Source organism: Ruegeria sp. THAF33, assembly GCF_009363615.1.
Classification (GTDB): domain Bacteria; phylum Pseudomonadota; class Alphaproteobacteria; order Rhodobacterales; family Rhodobacteraceae; genus Ruegeria.
Genome location: NZ_CP045384.1, coordinates 2,094,689 through 2,109,484 on the forward strand (window position 1 = coordinate 2,094,689; position 14,796 = coordinate 2,109,484).

Consider the following 14,796-nt stretch of genomic DNA (forward strand, 5'->3'; position numbering starts at 1 on the left):
TACTAATTCATTGTTTTTGAACAATTTACGCTGCACCATTTCCTTCCGCATACTTTCCAACAATCCACAGGAAAAACCGATAGTCTCAAAACAGTTCTTTGAAACTGACCTGCTGTCAGCTTTGGATAGCCAGTTCTCACAGGCCCTGCATTGCTGGATTTCCGGCTTTACGCCCCCCGCCCGAACGCGTGGAAATCGATGGCCCAGAAGACGCAAGACGAGCCAAATTCGGCTATACACGACGGATCGGAAACCAACGCATGAGCGAACTCACCATTGTCAGAATGAAGCGTTACCCTATCAAGGGTCTGAGTCCGGAGCCGCTGAACACAGTCAACCTGAGCGCGGGTGAGGGTGTACCTGGTGATCGCCTTTTCGGCTTTGCTCGCTACAATTCCGGCTTTGACCCGACTGACCCAAAGCCACTTCCTAAAGACCGCTTTGTTGTTTTGCTGAAAGAAGCTGGGCTTGCGGATCTCAGGACACGTTTCGACGCAACAACTCAGCAGTTGGAAATTGATGTGGACGGCCGCACCCACTGCTTCCGCATGAGCGAGCCCCAAGGAAAAACGGATGCCGCCAGACTCCTCTACGATACGCTGGAACTACAGGATCCTGAACCGCCTAGATTCGTGTCTTCGCACCCGCATCGTTTCACGGATGTTTCAGTCGTTTCACCGAAGATGATGAATGCGGTATCGGTACTCAACTTAAGCTCTGTTGATGCGTTAAGCAGAAAGTTGCGCACAGACATTCACCCGGCCAGATTTCGGGCGAATATCGAAATTGACGGATTGCCACCGTTTTCCGAGCTGAGCTCTGTCGGTTCCAGCTTTGTGTTCGGCGATGTCAGGCTGCGGATACTCTCGCGGACGAAACGATGCGCCGCTACCGAGGTGAATCCTGTGACGGCCCTTCGAGACTTGAACATTCCGTTCTTACTTCGAACCCATCTGGGCCATATGGATATGGGGGTTTACGTAGAAGTGCTGGATGGCGGCTCCCTCTTTGCTGGCCAAAAAGGAAAATGCCCGCAGGAATAAGTGGCCCAATTGATCTGACACTTACACGTCGCCGGAGTTCTTTTGGCATTCATCGGACGTGATCAGATCAACCTGTGCTCGGACTCACGCAATGCAACTCGCGAAAATTGCAGCATGAATCCAGATCGTCGAATGGAAATGATGCGAAACGGATACAAATGGCGGTGCTGTAAGACAAATTGGAACCAGTCTCTGCTAAGCCAGTACAGCTGCCCTTTTTGTCGCACCAAGTTCGCGCGGCCCGGCAAGAGCGAAGGTGCGTGTTCGCTTGAAGGTATCTCTGCTGGCTAACGATCTTTTATGGTTGAAGTGGTTGTGGACGGAGGAGTGGACTACAGCGAACTTCTGCAAACTTCGCATGCGCCTGAAACGTAGCATGGCGCGTTCGCGTCGTTGAAACGGCAGGTGCGAATTCTCGACACGGTTTTTAGGCATCTGCCAGCTTGCTGGTTTTCTGTAGCACCCAAATCTCTGATTGCCGCCACAGATTATCGGGCTGGCCGTTGATCTTAAAAAAAACCTCATCCACATGCCACTTCCATTTTTGAGTACGCCCGCTGCTGCTGGACCCGTTTTCTAAGGATTTCCGTGGCGAACATTGGGCCGAACCAAGTCCACCAGTATCGGACCGTCTCTTGGCTCACATCTATCCTACGCTCATCCATCAGGTCTTCGACATTGTAAAAGGCACAGGAAACCGAAGGTACAATATCACGGCCCGACGAATGATCCTGGGGTTGGCCTAGAATTCCTTGAATGGCCCTGGGTTGGTCACAGGTGGAGGCTTCGAAAGCCCCTACCCGTTTCAACCCGAGTTCTTCTGACAAGACCCTTTTAGATGTTCACCTGTTTTCGCAATTCAGGTCTGCTTTGGGGTTGGTGCAGTAATGGTTCAGAGCTTGCGAAGGAAATCATTGCACTCCGGCGAAAAGTATTTGTTTCTTGCGGTCTGCATCCCTTTGACACAAATCGAAATCGCACTCATGCAAAAAGCCCCGAGGGGAAGGCGCAACTAAGAAATGCCCAAAATCATCTTGCCCCGCGACAAGCGCAACCAGAGTTTTCACGCCGTTTTTCTGTTTCATCGAGGGTTTTATGAAACGCAACGCCGCGCCAATGCGTCTGTCGTCAGTGTTATTGGGTCCCGATGCGTGAAAGAGATGCCCGTGATGCATGGATGCCTGCCCCGCACGCAATTCCGCAGCCACTGCATCTTGTTCGTTCACATCGACTGCGATTTCCTGCCCGCGTGATAACAGATTGTTTTTGCTGAAGGTGTCTACGTGAGGCGCGATACGGTTTTTATGACTGCCGGGAACAAACTTCATACACCCGCTTTGCTCAGACGCTTCTGAAATCGCAACCCAACAAGTAACCTCTTCTGCATCATCCAATCCCCAATAGGTCAAGTCCTGGTGCCACGAGACGATTTTCGATGATCGCGCCTCTTTTACGAAAAGTGCACCGCTCCAAACCATGAGGTCCGGCCCCAACACCGTTGAAGCAGCCTCAATCAGCTTCGGATGGCGGAGAAGTGCATCGAATGATGGTATCAGCCTGTCCGGATACGAGTATAGAAGCTTGAGTTTCTCTGGGTCATCTCTGAGGGTGCGCTCTGCTTTCTCAAAATCATCGCGCAGCGTTTGAACCTCGGAAACTGTCAGGATATCCAGCGGAGCCACGAAACCATCTCTTTCATAAGTCGTCGCTATATCAGGCATTCGTTTAACCATTGTCATTATCCGGAAATGTTAACTGCACCTTCATTGATCGGCTTCGATCAGACGCAACCTCGAAAGCAGTGACAGCCTCCCCAACTTCGAAGGAATGCGTCACCAGATGGTCGACGTTTAGTAGTCCGTTTCGCATCATTTCGACAGCGACCGCGAACTCGGAATGGAAACGGAAAGATCCGCGAAGTGCAATCTCTTTTGCAGTCAACGCCTGCATCGGCACTGTCATGTCTCCGCCCAGGCCAAGCTGAACCAAAGTTCCACGCGGGCGCAAGCATGCGACGCCAGAAGCCAGGGCCGATTGAGCCCCGGAACATTCCAGTTGGACGTCAATCTGGCCCTTGTCCTTTTCAAACCGTTCCAACATTTGCGGATCAGTGTAGGTGTTGATGACATCGTCTGCCCCGCATTCACGCGCTATGGCTAGGGTCTGGTCCGAGATATCTGTCGCGACTATTCTGGCCGCCCCAGAACGACGTGCCACCAAGATCGTAAGGCAGCCGATCGGGCCGCATCCGGTGATAAGCACCGTTTTACCCACCAGGCTTCCAGCTTGTTTAACCGCGTGCAAACAAACCGCCAGCGGTTCTGCCATAGCGGCCTGTGCAGGGCTCAACCCGTCTGCCGGAACACATTGACTGGCTTTCGCCACGAGTTTGCTCCGAAAAGCGCCTTGGATATGCGGGAACGGCATTGCGCTGCCATAGAACTTCATATCAAGACAGTGGTTTTGCTGCCCGTTCAGACAATAGTAGCAGGCTTGGCAGGGGCGGGATGGAGAAACTGCAACCAATTGACCTAGGTTCAGCCCCTGCACACTTGACCCGAATTCTACGATTTCCCCGGACACTTCGTGTCCAAGCACCATCGGTTGAAGCAACTTGATGGCGCCGAAGCCACCGTGGTTGTAATAATGCAGGTCAGAGCCGCAAATCCCACCCACACGCAATGCAATTAAAACTTCGTCTTGTCCCAGGTCGCGCACATCCCGGTTTTCCAACCTCAGATCTTTCGCAGCATGGATAACAACAGCAACACTGGCCGAAGACATTGCGCAGACTCCCTATACACATCGCCAAAAGATACGGATAGTCGGTGCCGACAACCAAGGGATTTTTGCATGACGCTTGAAATGTTCAGCCTAAGTGGAACTCGGGCGCTGATAACAGGCTCCAGTCAGGGAATTGGACTTGCACTGGCGCGAGGTTTGGCTTCTGCCGGTGCGCAGGTCGTTTTGAACGGGCGCGACACCACAAAACTGGCGGCAGCAGCCTCCGAACTCAGTGAAACAGGCGCCTCGGTACGGGAACTTGCGTTCGATGCGACCGATCATGAAGGCGTCCGATCTGCTGTGGACGACTTTGAAGAAAAGGTTGGCCCGATAGACATCCTGATAAACAACGCCGGAATGCAACACAGGACGGAGTTACAGGATTTCCCCGCTGATGCCTTTGAACGCCTACTACAGACAAATGTCGCGTCCGTCTTTCACGTCGGTCAGGCAGTGGCACGACACATGATTGAAAGAAAGTCTGGCAAGATCATTAACATTGCGTCGGTTCAATCCGCATTGGCAAGACCGGGCATTGCGCCTTACACGGCGACAAAAGGTGCCGTGACCAACCTTACAAAAGGAATGGCAACTGATTGGGCCAAGTATGGTCTGAACTGCAATGCCATTGCGCCCGGATATTTCGATACACCTTTGAACGCCGCTTTGGTTGCCGACCCAGCGTTTAGTGCATGGCTCGAGAAACGTACCCCGGCCGGTCGCTGGGGCAATGTAGAAGAACTTGTCGGTGCCGCCATATTCCTTGCGTCCCCTGCATCCAGTTTCGTCAATGGACATACTCTCTATGTCGATGGTGGAATAACGACGTCACTTTGATTTGTGGCTTTCCATCCTCTGTTAAATGCGACTGACAGTAGATACCGTTTACAGCGCCGACGCCAAAGCAATCACCACAACAACAATCAAGGAAGCCGCCATCGCAAAGTTGATCCTTCGATGCGATCTTTGGCTTATATCAAGTCTGCCCAGTTTTGCGCCAGCACCCAGCCAGATCATGTGAACTGGCACCCATATCATATTGAAAACAAGGATTTTTATGACGACCTCCCAAACGGGCGCATCGGGCAAAAAGGCAAACCCTGAGAACAATGCTGTGCTGACCACGTAAGCCTTGGGATTAATGAACTGAAGTGTCAGCCCATTCGCAAAACCAAGTGGCGAAACCGCTGGAGAAAACCCGACCTTTGAGCCAGCGCTGGCAATTCGCCAGGCCAGAAATACCAAATACCCGACTGAGGCGAATAGCAGCAAAGTTCTGAGCGCCGGTATAGCCAAAGCTACCGCAGCGACTCCAGAGACAACCAACATCATGTTGATGAACCCGCCCAGCATCAAACCAGCCACGAAGGCGAGACCAGCTCGAAAACCAAATGCTGATCCAATACCCGCAGTTGTTAGAACACCTGGGCCCGGCGTAATCAGCAGAAAGAAAACCGCGACAGCAAACTCAAACACTCTTCAGATTGGCCTTTTACAGATCTCTGCATTCTGGCACAGCTGTGATCACCGATCCGTCCTTAAGGTGTTGCAGAAGATTGTCGACGGTTAGGTCACCCATAGCTGCACGCGTCTCAATAGTCGCGCTACCAGCGTGAGGGAGCAGAACGACATTGGACATCTCGCGCAACGCTTTTGGAACACGCGGTTCGTCCTCGAAAACATCAAGCCCCGCCCACCCAAGCTCGCCGTTTTGCAATGCGTTGATAAGGGCAGTTTCGTCGACGACCGAACCTCGACTAACGTTTATCAGAGTGCCGCCCGCCCCCAACGCGCGAAGCACCTCAGCGTTGACCAGCCTATTGGTCGACGGACCGCCGGGCGTGATGCATATGAGGACGTCAACATGTTCTGCCATTTCAACCAAATTGTCGAAATAGCGGTACGGGACATCCTTTTGATTGCGGGTGTGATAAGAGATTTCGGGGGCCCACGGCTCTAACTTATCAACGATCGCCTGACCAATGCGACCAAGACCAAGAATGCCTATCTTTTGATTGTCTGCTGATCGGGTCAAAGGGGCATTGCCTTCAACCTCCCACCGTCCGGACCGAACGTAATTGTCGTCACGTAAAAGCTCTCGGTAACATGACAGCAATAGCAGAACGGCGGTGGTTGCGACTTCTTTGTTCAAAACATCAGGTGTGTGTGTCACAACAATTCCGCGCTCAGCCGCAGCACTAGCGTCGACGGCGTCGTAACCGACCCCATAGACACTGATCATCTTCAGATTACTGAGTGATGTCATCAGGTCATGCGGAACACCATCGTGCCCGTTCGTTACGATATGCGTAATACTATCCGCGTTGAAATCGTCCAATTGATGAATGTCGAACGCTGCGGACAGGCGTTCTCGCATCCGTTCAGTGATCCCGCCGATTTGCAATAAGTCAGTCATCTTGGCCGACCGTTTGCCGCTGAACACCAAGCCCATCGATGCGAAGCTCCATGACGTCGCCTTTTTTCAGGTAAACTGGTTCCGGTTTAATCCCCATTCCAACACCGGGCGGTGTTCCAGTTGAAATGACGTCGCCGGGGTGCAGTGTGAAAAGTTGGCTTAGATGTTCAATGATCTCGGCAACGGAAAAGATCATCGTAGAAGTATTCCCGGTTTGCATGCGCTGACCGTTTACATCCAGTGACATACCAAGACATTGAGGATCCGGCACCTCATCCCGGGTCACCAACCAAGGACCTGTGGGGCCAAATGTGTCGCAAGACTTGCCTTTGGTCCATTGACCGGTCAGTTGAGTTTGAAAATGCCGTTCTGACACGTCGTTTACGATGCAATAGCCGGCAACGTATTCGAGCGCGTCGGCCTTGGACACGTATTTGGCCGTTTTGCCGATGACGACGCCCAGTTCGCATTCCCAGTCGGTGTGAGTAGATCCGCGCGGCATGACGACATCGTCATAGGCACCAATGACGGCTGAGTTTGCCTTGAAAAAAAGTATCGGATGCTCTGGAATATCTGCGCCGGTTTCTGCGGCATGGTCCGAGTAATTCAAACCGATGCAAAGAAATTTTCCGATGCCACCGACACACGGTGCGATACGAGGATCCCCCTCGACAATTGGCAGGTTATTCGGATCCAATGAGCGCAGATTATCAAGCGTTCCGTCATCCAGAACATCGCCCGTAACATCATTGATGTGGGCGGACAAATCCCGCAATTGACCCTGGGAATCGACCAAAGCAGGCTTTTCCGAGCCCTCGGCTCCGTAACGAACAAGTTTCATTTCTGTTCCTTTTAGTGATTGTCGCGTGGCATGAAGTCTCGCGCGATATCGCGGTAGTTTTCGGCACCCTTGAGCGTCATACCGCGATCCAACCGATCTACTTTTTCGCGGAATATTTCCTGCCATGGGGATTGATTGGGCGGCATTGTATACCCACCCTTTGCCTCCAGATCGCGGGCGCGTTCATGCAGTTCTTCAAGCGAAACCAGCATATCTGCTGTGCCTTTGCCAAGATCGATGCGCAGTCGGTCGCCAGTTCGCACCAAGGCCAACCCACCGCCCTCTGCAGCTTCTGGTGAAGCATTCAGGATAGACGGGCTTCCTGATGTGCCGGATTGCCGGCCATCACCGATGCAAGGAAGGGCTTCGATGCCTTGTTTCAACAAATATGCAGGCGGACGCATGTTCACGACTTCTGCGGCACCCGGGTACCCTTTTGGTCCTGCTCCGCGCATAATCAGAATACAGTTTGCATCGATTTTTTCGGCGGGATCATCGATCCGATGGTGAAAATCCTCGGGCCCATCAAACACAACCGCCCTGCCCTCAAATGCATTAGGATCATCCGGGTTCGACAAGTAGGTCTCTCGAAATGCCTGCGAGATCACAGATGTCTTCATAATCGCACTCTCGAACAAGTTGCCCGAGAGATTGATGAACCCCGCCTGAGGCTTAACCGGGCTACTGACAGGCTTGATTACGTCGCAATTCTGAGATCGGCGCGTCGAGCAATTTTTGCCTATCGTCTTACCGTTCACCGTTATCGCATCGGGATGCGGCAGCAATCCTGCATCAAGAAGCTCTCCGACAACGGCGGGAATGCCCCCGGCCTGTTGGTAATCTTCGCCCAGATATTTACCCGCAGGCTGCATGTTAACCAACAGAGGAACGTCGTGGCCAAGTTTCTGCCAATCACCGTTGTTCAATGGAACACCAAGATGCCGGGCGATCGCATTCAGGTGTATCGGCGCGTTCGTCGATCCACCGATCGCCGAGTTTATGACAATCGAATTCTCAAAAGCCTGACGTGTCATCACATCACTGGGGCGTAAATCCTCCCAGACCATGTCCACAATGCGTTTACCCGTTTCATAGCTGATTTGACCGCGCTCTCTGTACGGGGCTGGTATGGCTGCTGATCCTGGCAATTGCATACCCAAGGCTTCAGCAAGCGAATTCATGGTCGTTGCTGTTCCCATCGTATTGCAATACCCCACCGAAGGTGCCGCGGCGGCTGCGATCTCCATGAACTCATCGGTGTCGATTTCATCAGCCGCAAGGTCTTCGCGCGCTTTCCAAATAACCGTTCCTGATCCTGCGCGCTCACCTTTCCACCAGCCGTTGAGCATTGGGCCGACCGACAGGGCAATCGCTGGGATGTTGACGGTCGCAGCGGCCATAAGAAGTGCGGGCGTGGTCTTGTCGCAACCAATGTTCAGAACAACGCCATCAATCGGATACCCGAATAGACTCTCAACCAGGGACAGATAAGCCAGATTGCGGTCGAGAGAGGCCGTTGGCCGTTTACCGGTCTCTTGTATCGGGTGGACCGGTATTTCGATGCACGTTCCCCCGGCGGCGATGATCCCGTCGCGAACGCGTTTGGACAACTCGATATGATGCCGGTTGCAGGGGCTCAAATCACTCCCGGTCTGAGCAATCCCAATGATCGGCTTGCCCGATTGCAGTTCTGCGCGGGTCAATCCGTAATTCAGGTATCTCTCAAGATACAATGCCGTCATCTCAAGGTTCTCAGAATTCATGAACCACTTGCGAGATCGCAGATCATTTTTTGATATTTTAGTCATTGGCCTGACCACCCCCCATCAATTATGTGCGTGTGTCCCGTGGTGAATGCACTTTCATCGCTCGCCAGATAGACGACCAATGCAGCAATCTCTTCTGCCTTCGCTACACGCCCCATGGGCTGACGCGCCACAAATTGTGCAAGGGCTTCTTCTCTGCTGCCCAGTTGCTCGCCCAACGCATCTACACGGTCACGCCAACTGGGACTGTCGACTGTTCCCGGGCAAATGCAATTGCACCGAATTCCTTGTGTTATGAAGTCCACGGCTACCGATTTCGTCAGCCCAACAACGGCAGCCTTAGTCGTTCCATATACAAAACGATTTGGCGCACCGATTATGGAACCCAGTGCGGAAGACATGTTGATAATCGAGCCTCCTCCGCGCTCTAGCATCCCCGGCAATACAGCCTTTGTTGTGCGCACCATTGAGCGCACATTCAGGTCCATGGCGAAGTCCCATTCTTCGTCGGTTGCATCCAGAATAGTTCCGTGATGCACGAACCCGGCGCAGTTGAACAAAACATCCGGCTTCGCTCGCGCGACCCCATGATGAATACTGTCATTATTTGTCACATCCATCTCGAAAATTTCGAGATTTTCGAGATTCCGATCGCGAATCAAATTTAGTTTTTCAGGGTCAATATCCGTCGCATAGACTTTCGCACCCTCTCTTGCCATCGCAATTGCGCTTGCAAGTCCGATCCCTTGTGCGGCGGCTGTAACCAGGACGTTTTTTCCCTTAAGTCTCTCTGACATATATATTTTCCGACCCTAAAAGTGGCGACTGGACACGTGTTGCTTCGTCCCACAGATCAACCGAGAAGCAAAGAAACCTTGGTGGATTTGCAACGACTTCTGGCATGTGGGCCCAGAGCCGTTAGCGTATGACAGAGATTTTGGTTTGGCCATAACCATGCGTGGCGCACCTTCGGAAGGACAGAGGATTATGAGCAAGCAGTTCAAAGTAGCTCTATTGGGAACCGGCCTGATGGGCGCTCCTATGGCGAGGAGTATTTTGCGCGCCGAATTTCCGTTAACTGTATGGAACCGCAGCTTGGATAAGGCAAAACCGTTGACGGCGGAAGGCGCGACATTGGCGGAAACTGCCCCGCTGGCGGTTTCGGGTGCAGACGTAATTGTAACGATGCTGTCGGACGGATACGCGACCGGCGCGCTACTTTCTGACGAGGCTTTCCGCAAACAACTCAAACCCGGAATGATCTGGATTGATATGTCCAGCGCCAAACCCGAACACGCCCGAGAACAATCCGCGCAATTGTCTTCGATGGGGTTGCAGCATCTGGATGCCCCGGTTTCCGGCGGCACCAAAGGTGCCGAAGCTGCCACGCTTGCGATCATGGTCGGTGGTGATCAGGACGTTATGGAGCGCGTGCGACCGGTTCTGTCAGCAATGGGCCGCCCTGTGCATGTAGGCCCAAGTGGTTCTGGTCAATTGTGCAAATTGGCCAATCAGACGATTGTCGCTGTGACTATATCGGCTGTCGCCGAAGCGACTTTACTGGCTCAGCGAGGCGGGGCTCACCCTGCCGCGTTGAGGGCCGCACTGAAAGGGGGATTTGCTGATAGCATTATCTTGCAACAACATGGCGAACGCATGTCTGACGGAAATTTTGTGCCCGGAGGATTGTCCAAGTTTCAACTAAAGGATTTGGACAACACGCTGGAGGAAGCGCGAAGCCTTGGCGTTGAGCTACCTAGCACCCGATCTGTGCGCGACCGTTTCGAATATCTGATAGACGAAATGGATGGGGCCGAACTGGATCATTCGGCTTTGTATCTAGAACTCAAAAAACGGAACGGAATGCTGTGACGCGGATCCTGATTATAGGCGGCGGAGGAATGCTGGGCCAGAAACTGGCCCATCGCGTGTCGACCCAAGAAACCTTTGGAGCCGATGCCCAAGTCTCACTGTTCGATCTCTCGTTCCCGCCCGACAGTGCGGCAGGTAGTCAAATTGTGGGGGACTTGACTGCGTCAGGCATAGCTAAGTCTTTTGCTAAGCAGCGACCAGACGTCATTTTCCATCTTGCAGCTATCGTTTCAGGCCAAGCTGAAACAGACTTTGCGTTGGGTTGGGATGTAAACCTTATGGCAACGTGGGCACTGCTGAACGAACTTAAGGATAAACACGAGGCATCAGGAAGGGAGTACACTCCTCGCCTGGTTTTCGCCTCATCCATAGCGGTGTTCGGGTCACCGTTCCCTGAAAAGATAAGCGATGAGTTCCTTTCGGCACCTTTGACCAGTTACGGAGCGCAGAAAGCGGCGTCTGAACTGATGATCATGGATTTCAGCAGGAAAGGATACATCGACGGTGTTTCCTTGCGCTTACCCACATTGTGTGTCCGCCCGGGCAAGGCCAACGCTGCCGCTTCGTCCTTCTTTTCAGGAATAATCCGCGAGCCATTGAATGGGGATGAGGCTGTCTTGCCAGTTGCCGAAACTGTTCGACACTGGCACGCTAGCCCCCGCGCCGCTGCGACTTTTTTGACCCACGCCGCAACATTGGACACGCAGCTTTTGAATGACCGACGCGCCTTGAACATGCCAGGTGTCAGTTGCACCGTCGCCGAACAAATCGAAGCTCTGCGCAATGTCGCCGGTCAAGACGCTGTTGGCCTAATCAGGCGAAAACCGGACAAGGCAATTGAAGGAATAGTCAAGAATTGGCCGCGCGAATTTCAAACAGATCGCGCTCTGAAGTTGGGGTTCAAAGCGGAATCAAGTTTTGATGAAATCATTCAAGTGTATTTGGAAGACGATTTTCGGCCTTAGTCGCCCATCGTCTTTCCGGTTAGATGGCGTTTCAGATGATTGTGGATTTTCTCCCGTGTTAACTGCTCATCCCCCGACAATGCCGCTTCAAGTATATCTGCATGATGCCTTATGTTCTGAGAAATGAACTCAAAGTTCCGGTCTGCCACCATCAACTGCTGTCTGAATTGCGCGTAAACCCGGCTATGCAATTGTTTTAAGGTTTCCGAGCCACAGGCAGAAATAAGCGTCTGGTGAAACTCCTTCTCCGAGGCAAACCAGATCTCGACAAGGTCGCTTGGGTCGTCCGTGGCGTGAATGCGTTTTTCGATATGGCTGAGTTTGTGATGTGCAGCCGTAAGTCTTGCTTCCCAATCCACCCCGCCATTTCGGATCGACATTGCGGTGCCTTCGGCCTCCAACAGAACACGGACATGCGTCAATTCGATAAGCTTCTGCGGCGATCGCATTGGCACGCGGAAACCTTTTTGTTCCTGAAAGTCCACCAAACCAACAGCAGCCAAACGAAAAAGGACTTCACGAACGGCGCTCGCAGAACAGCCATACACTTTACGAAGTTCTTCAGCCCGCACCTTCGCTCCATGCTCGAATCCATTAGAGATCAGGCGCATCTTAAGATCTTGATAAATATCTATTTCTTCGTTCATCCCGGCATGCACCTTAAAGTTTTGTCCAAGTAGCGTCCTAACCTTATTTTCGAATTATCGCAAGAATCTCGAAATTTTTAGAAATTTCAATTTTTTCTTGTTGCATTCGATTCGTCGGCTTAACGTTTACCTGCGTGACAGCAAAGGAGGCGGCAAGATCTTCCACACCGCGCAACGCACAACGTCTGGGAGGACAATATGAAAATAGTCAAGACAGCGGCCGTGGCGGCCGTAGCCACGACAATGGCAGCCGGTTTCGCGATGGCCGAAACAACGAAGCTTAGAATTCAAACCCATTTTTCGCCCGAAACTCTGTCTGGCCAGATGGCTGCAAAATTTGTTGAAGACATTCAGGAAATGTCGAACGGCGAAATCGAAGTTGAAATGTTCTATTCCTCTTCGGTGGTCAAATCAGTTGAAACCTTCGATGCCGCAGCTACGGGAATTCTGGATTGCGACATGACGGGCGGCGGCTATCAGACCGGGAAAAACCCGGCCTTCCAGTTTGCGGGTGACCTGCTCGGCGGATATCAGAACCCATACCAGCAAATGGCTTGGCTTCTTCATGGCGGCGGAAGAGAAGCTGTAAACGATCTATACAACGGCTACGACATGGAGTTCATCGGATGGTGGATTCCCGGGCCGGAGTCGCTTTCTTCGACCAAGCCGATTGCAAAAGTGGAAGACTTCAAGGATTGGAAATTCCGCTCGCCTCCGGGCCTTGCAACCAAAGTGTTCGCGGAACTTGGGGCTTCTCCGATCGTGATGGACTTCAACGAAATCTTTACGGCTTTGGAAACCGGCATCATTGATGGTGCGGATGCTGCGAACCTGACTAACAACGTGGGCCTCGGTCTGTACGAGATCGCAGGTCATACAAACTATCCCGGTTTCCACTCGATGCCCGCAGATCATCTGGCCTGTCGCAAAGACGTCTGGGAAGCGATGCCTGCGCACCACAAGAAGATCATGGAAGTCGCAATGGATAGCCTGGCATTGCACAATGCGACAATCAATGAAGTGCAGAACGCTCAGACTGCAAAAGACCTGAAGGCAAAAGGTGTTCAGTTGTACGAATGGTCGCCTGAAGACCTGGCAGCGTATCGCGCGGCCGTTCAGGTTGGTTGGACTGAATTCGCAACGACTCCTGAGGCACAGGCGCTTTTGGAAAGCCACATCAACTTCCTGCGTGACCTGGGCGCAATGCAGTAATCAGGCTTCGACCGAATTAGGACACTCGGAAAGGCCGCACCAGCGGCCTCTCCGCATCTGCGCCAGGGTTCAGAACTTCATGAAAATTACCAGAATTATAAGTCATGTACTGCAGTACGACATGCCGGAAGTTCTGGGCTACTCGCAACAGTATTATGACAGGCGCACAACCCATCTGGTCGAGATTCAGACAGATGAAGGGGTAACCGGTTGGGGCGAGTGCTTTGGTCCCGGAAACGTAGCCATAGCCAACAAGTCCATCGTGGAAAACGTCATCCAACCAATGGTCCTCGGCTTGGACCCTTTGGACAAAGACGTGATTTGGCACAAGGTGTACAACCTTTTGCGAGACCATGGCCAAGGCGGAATGCCAATACAGGCTTTGTCCGGGGTGGACATCGCACTTTGGGACATCACCGGAAAAATCTCTGGCCTCCCCCTCCATAAACTTGTCGGGGGCGCGCATCGCACAAGCGTTCCTTGCTACGGCTACGGCATGATGCTCCGGGATGAACCGATTTCTCATCTGGCCAGCCGTTTTGAGGATGAAGCCGCAAAGATCAAGGCAATGGGATTTACCGCCACCAAAATGAAAACGGGCTTTGGCCCGAAGCCTGATGTGAAGCTGTGCGAAGCAGTTCGACGCGGAGTTGGTGACGACTTTCCTTTTATGGTCGATGCGAACCATGCCTATACGACTTCGGACGCGTTTTTTGTCGGTCGGGCGCTGGAAGAGCTGGACGCATATTGGTTCGAAGAACCGGTCGCGCCAGAAGACATTGACGGGTACCGCGAACTGCGCAGTTCGCTCAAAGTCAACATCTCGGGCGGAGAGGCGGTTTTCAATCGCTGGGCCTGGCGCAATCTTCTTGAAAATCGCGGCATTGATATAGCGCAGCCAGAAGTATGCGCTTTGGGCGGTGTTTCAGAGTATCTCAGGGTACTGGCCCTATGCCACGCACATTTCACTCCGGTCGTAAATCACGTCTGGGGTAGCGCCATCGCCGTCGCAACTAATCTGCACCTTCTGGCGGCCATGCCAGCAATTCCGGGCGGTTTGCATCCATGGGAGCCGATGCTGGAGTTCGACACAACGGACAACAAGTTTCGGGACGATCTGCTGACCGTACCGCTGGAAATTCAAAATCAGGTCAAGGCCAATAATGGCCGTGTCATGATCCCGACTGGCTCTGGACTGGGTGTCGAGCCGGATCGAGACTTTATCGATCACTACAGGATCGAAGGATAGG

14 protein-coding genes and 1 pseudogene are annotated in these 14,796 nt (G+C 52.7%); 6 read left to right on the forward strand and 9 right to left on the reverse strand.

Annotated features, from left to right (window positions below; all coding sequences use genetic code 11):
- The first annotated feature begins 260 nt into the window (after window positions 1–260).
- Window positions 261–1,043, forward strand: coding sequence for an MOSC domain-containing protein (locus FIU92_RS10480; RefSeq protein ID WP_172978485.1), 783 nt, complete (start codon window positions 261–263; stop codon window positions 1,041–1,043).
- Between the two features lie 195 nt (window positions 1,044–1,238).
- Here the strand turns inward: FIU92_RS10480 and FIU92_RS23195 are convergent.
- From FIU92_RS23195 to FIU92_RS10495, 3 genes and pseudogenes are all read right to left on the reverse strand, one after another.
- Window positions 1,239–1,773 (reverse strand): annotated as a pseudogene (locus tag FIU92_RS23195) (DDE-type integrase/transposase/recombinase).
- A 181-nt stretch (window positions 1,774–1,954) separates the two neighbouring features.
- Complete coding sequence (locus FIU92_RS10490; RefSeq protein WP_254705295.1) at window positions 1,955–2,764, reverse strand: phytanoyl-CoA dioxygenase family protein; 810 nt, start codon at window positions 2,762–2,764, stop codon at window positions 1,955–1,957.
- A 4-nt stretch (window positions 2,765–2,768) separates the two neighbouring features.
- Window positions 2,769–3,827 carry an L-idonate 5-dehydrogenase gene (locus FIU92_RS10495; RefSeq protein WP_152458520.1) on the reverse strand — a complete coding sequence of 353 codons (1,059 nt, stop codon included), beginning with the start codon at window positions 3,825–3,827 and terminating at the stop codon, window positions 2,769–2,771.
- Between the two features lie 69 nt (window positions 3,828–3,896).
- Here FIU92_RS10495 and FIU92_RS10500 point away from each other — a divergent pair, with 69 nt between their 5' ends.
- A complete protein-coding gene (locus FIU92_RS10500) occupies window positions 3,897–4,664 on the forward strand; it encodes an SDR family oxidoreductase (RefSeq protein ID WP_152459890.1) in 768 nt (255 codons plus the stop codon).
- 48 nt (window positions 4,665–4,712) lie between these two features.
- Here the strand turns inward: FIU92_RS10500 and FIU92_RS10505 are convergent, their stop codons facing one another.
- From FIU92_RS10505 to FIU92_RS10525, 5 genes are read right to left on the reverse strand one after another with little or no spacing between them, the layout of a single operon-like run.
- The gene (locus FIU92_RS10505; RefSeq protein ID WP_152458521.1) at window positions 4,713–5,303 is read right to left on the reverse strand and encodes a LysE family translocator; all 591 of its coding nucleotides are present in this window, start codon (window positions 5,301–5,303) and stop codon (window positions 4,713–4,715) included.
- A 16-nt stretch (window positions 5,304–5,319) separates the two neighbouring features.
- A complete protein-coding gene (locus FIU92_RS10510) occupies window positions 5,320–6,243 on the reverse strand; it encodes a 2-hydroxyacid dehydrogenase (RefSeq protein ID WP_152458522.1) in 924 nt (307 codons plus the stop codon).
- Window positions 6,236–7,084, reverse strand: coding sequence for a fumarylacetoacetate hydrolase family protein (locus tag FIU92_RS10515; RefSeq protein WP_152458523.1), 849 nt, complete (start codon window positions 7,082–7,084; stop codon window positions 6,236–6,238). Before FIU92_RS10515 ends, FIU92_RS10510 begins: the two co-directional genes overlap by 8 nt.
- Window positions 7,085–7,095: 11 nt before the next feature.
- Complete coding sequence (locus FIU92_RS10520) at window positions 7,096–8,892, reverse strand: IlvD/Edd family dehydratase (RefSeq protein WP_152458524.1); 1,797 nt, start codon at window positions 8,890–8,892, stop codon at window positions 7,096–7,098.
- Window positions 8,889–9,647 (reverse strand): SDR family oxidoreductase, encoded by a 759-nt coding sequence (locus FIU92_RS10525; RefSeq protein WP_152458525.1) that lies wholly within the window; start codon window positions 9,645–9,647, stop codon window positions 8,889–8,891. Before FIU92_RS10525 ends, FIU92_RS10520 begins: the two co-directional genes overlap by 4 nt.
- A gap of 244 nt (window positions 9,648–9,891) precedes the next feature.
- Between FIU92_RS10525 and FIU92_RS10530 the strand changes: the two genes are divergently transcribed.
- Both FIU92_RS10530 and denD read left to right on the forward strand, forming a co-directional pair.
- Entirely contained in the window at window positions 9,892–10,722 is an 831-nt protein-coding gene (locus FIU92_RS10530) for an NAD(P)-dependent oxidoreductase (RefSeq protein ID WP_254705375.1), read from the forward strand.
- Window positions 10,719–11,687: a D-erythronate dehydrogenase gene (gene denD / locus FIU92_RS10535; protein ID WP_152458527.1), complete on the forward strand. Its 969-nt coding sequence runs from the start codon at window positions 10,719–10,721 to the stop codon at window positions 11,685–11,687. The genes FIU92_RS10530 and denD overlap by 4 nt, the downstream gene beginning before the upstream one ends.
- Here denD and FIU92_RS10540 read toward each other — a convergent pair.
- Window positions 11,684–12,334 (reverse strand): GntR family transcriptional regulator, encoded by a 651-nt coding sequence (locus FIU92_RS10540; RefSeq protein WP_152458528.1) that lies wholly within the window; start codon window positions 12,332–12,334, stop codon window positions 11,684–11,686. The two genes, denD and FIU92_RS10540, sit on opposite strands and share 4 nt — an antisense overlap.
- 198 nt (window positions 12,335–12,532) lie before the next feature.
- Between FIU92_RS10540 and FIU92_RS10545 the strand changes: the two genes are divergently transcribed.
- Both FIU92_RS10545 and FIU92_RS10550 read left to right on the forward strand, forming a co-directional pair.
- Window positions 12,533–13,546 (forward strand): TRAP transporter substrate-binding protein, encoded by a 1,014-nt coding sequence (locus FIU92_RS10545; RefSeq protein WP_152458529.1) that lies wholly within the window; start codon window positions 12,533–12,535, stop codon window positions 13,544–13,546.
- Between the two features lie 79 nt (window positions 13,547–13,625).
- Window positions 13,626–14,795, forward strand: a complete 1,170-nt coding sequence (locus FIU92_RS10550) for a mandelate racemase/muconate lactonizing enzyme family protein (RefSeq protein ID WP_152458530.1) — start codon at window positions 13,626–13,628, stop codon at window positions 14,793–14,795.
- Window position 14,796 lies beyond the last annotated feature (1 nt).

Excerpts from the sequence above, each read along its gene's own strand:
- FIU92_RS10500 (WP_152459890.1), top strand. The coding sequence starts at position 3,897 with ATGACGCTTGAAATGTTCAGCCTAAGTGGAACTCGGGCGCTGATAACA.
- FIU92_RS10515 (WP_152458523.1), bottom strand. The coding sequence starts at position 7,084 with ATGAAACTTGTTCGTTACGGAGCCGAGGGCTCGGAAAAGCCTGCTTTG.
- FIU92_RS10520 (WP_152458524.1), bottom strand. The coding sequence starts at position 8,892 with ATGACTAAAATATCAAAAAATGATCTGCGATCTCGCAAGTGGTTCATG.
- FIU92_RS10480 (WP_172978485.1), top strand. The coding sequence starts at position 261 with ATGAGCGAACTCACCATTGTCAGAATGAAGCGTTACCCTATCAAGGGT.
- FIU92_RS10540 (WP_152458528.1), bottom strand. The coding sequence starts at position 12,334 with ATGAACGAAGAAATAGATATTTATCAAGATCTTAAGATGCGCCTGATC.
- FIU92_RS10510 (WP_152458522.1), bottom strand. The coding sequence starts at position 6,243 with ATGACTGACTTATTGCAAATCGGCGGGATCACTGAACGGATGCGAGAA.
- FIU92_RS10495 (WP_152458520.1), bottom strand. The coding sequence starts at position 3,827 with ATGTCTTCGGCCAGTGTTGCTGTTGTTATCCATGCTGCGAAAGATCTG.
- FIU92_RS10530 (WP_254705375.1), top strand. The coding sequence starts at position 9,892 with ATGGCGAGGAGTATTTTGCGCGCCGAATTTCCGTTAACTGTATGGAAC.
- FIU92_RS10525 (WP_152458525.1), bottom strand. The coding sequence starts at position 9,647 with ATGTCAGAGAGACTTAAGGGAAAAAACGTCCTGGTTACAGCCGCCGCA.
- FIU92_RS10550 (WP_152458530.1), top strand. The coding sequence starts at position 13,626 with ATGAAAATTACCAGAATTATAAGTCATGTACTGCAGTACGACATGCCG.
- FIU92_RS10490 (WP_254705295.1), bottom strand. The coding sequence starts at position 2,764 with ATGCCTGATATAGCGACGACTTATGAAAGAGATGGTTTCGTGGCTCCG.
- FIU92_RS10545 (WP_152458529.1), top strand. The coding sequence starts at position 12,533 with ATGAAAATAGTCAAGACAGCGGCCGTGGCGGCCGTAGCCACGACAATG.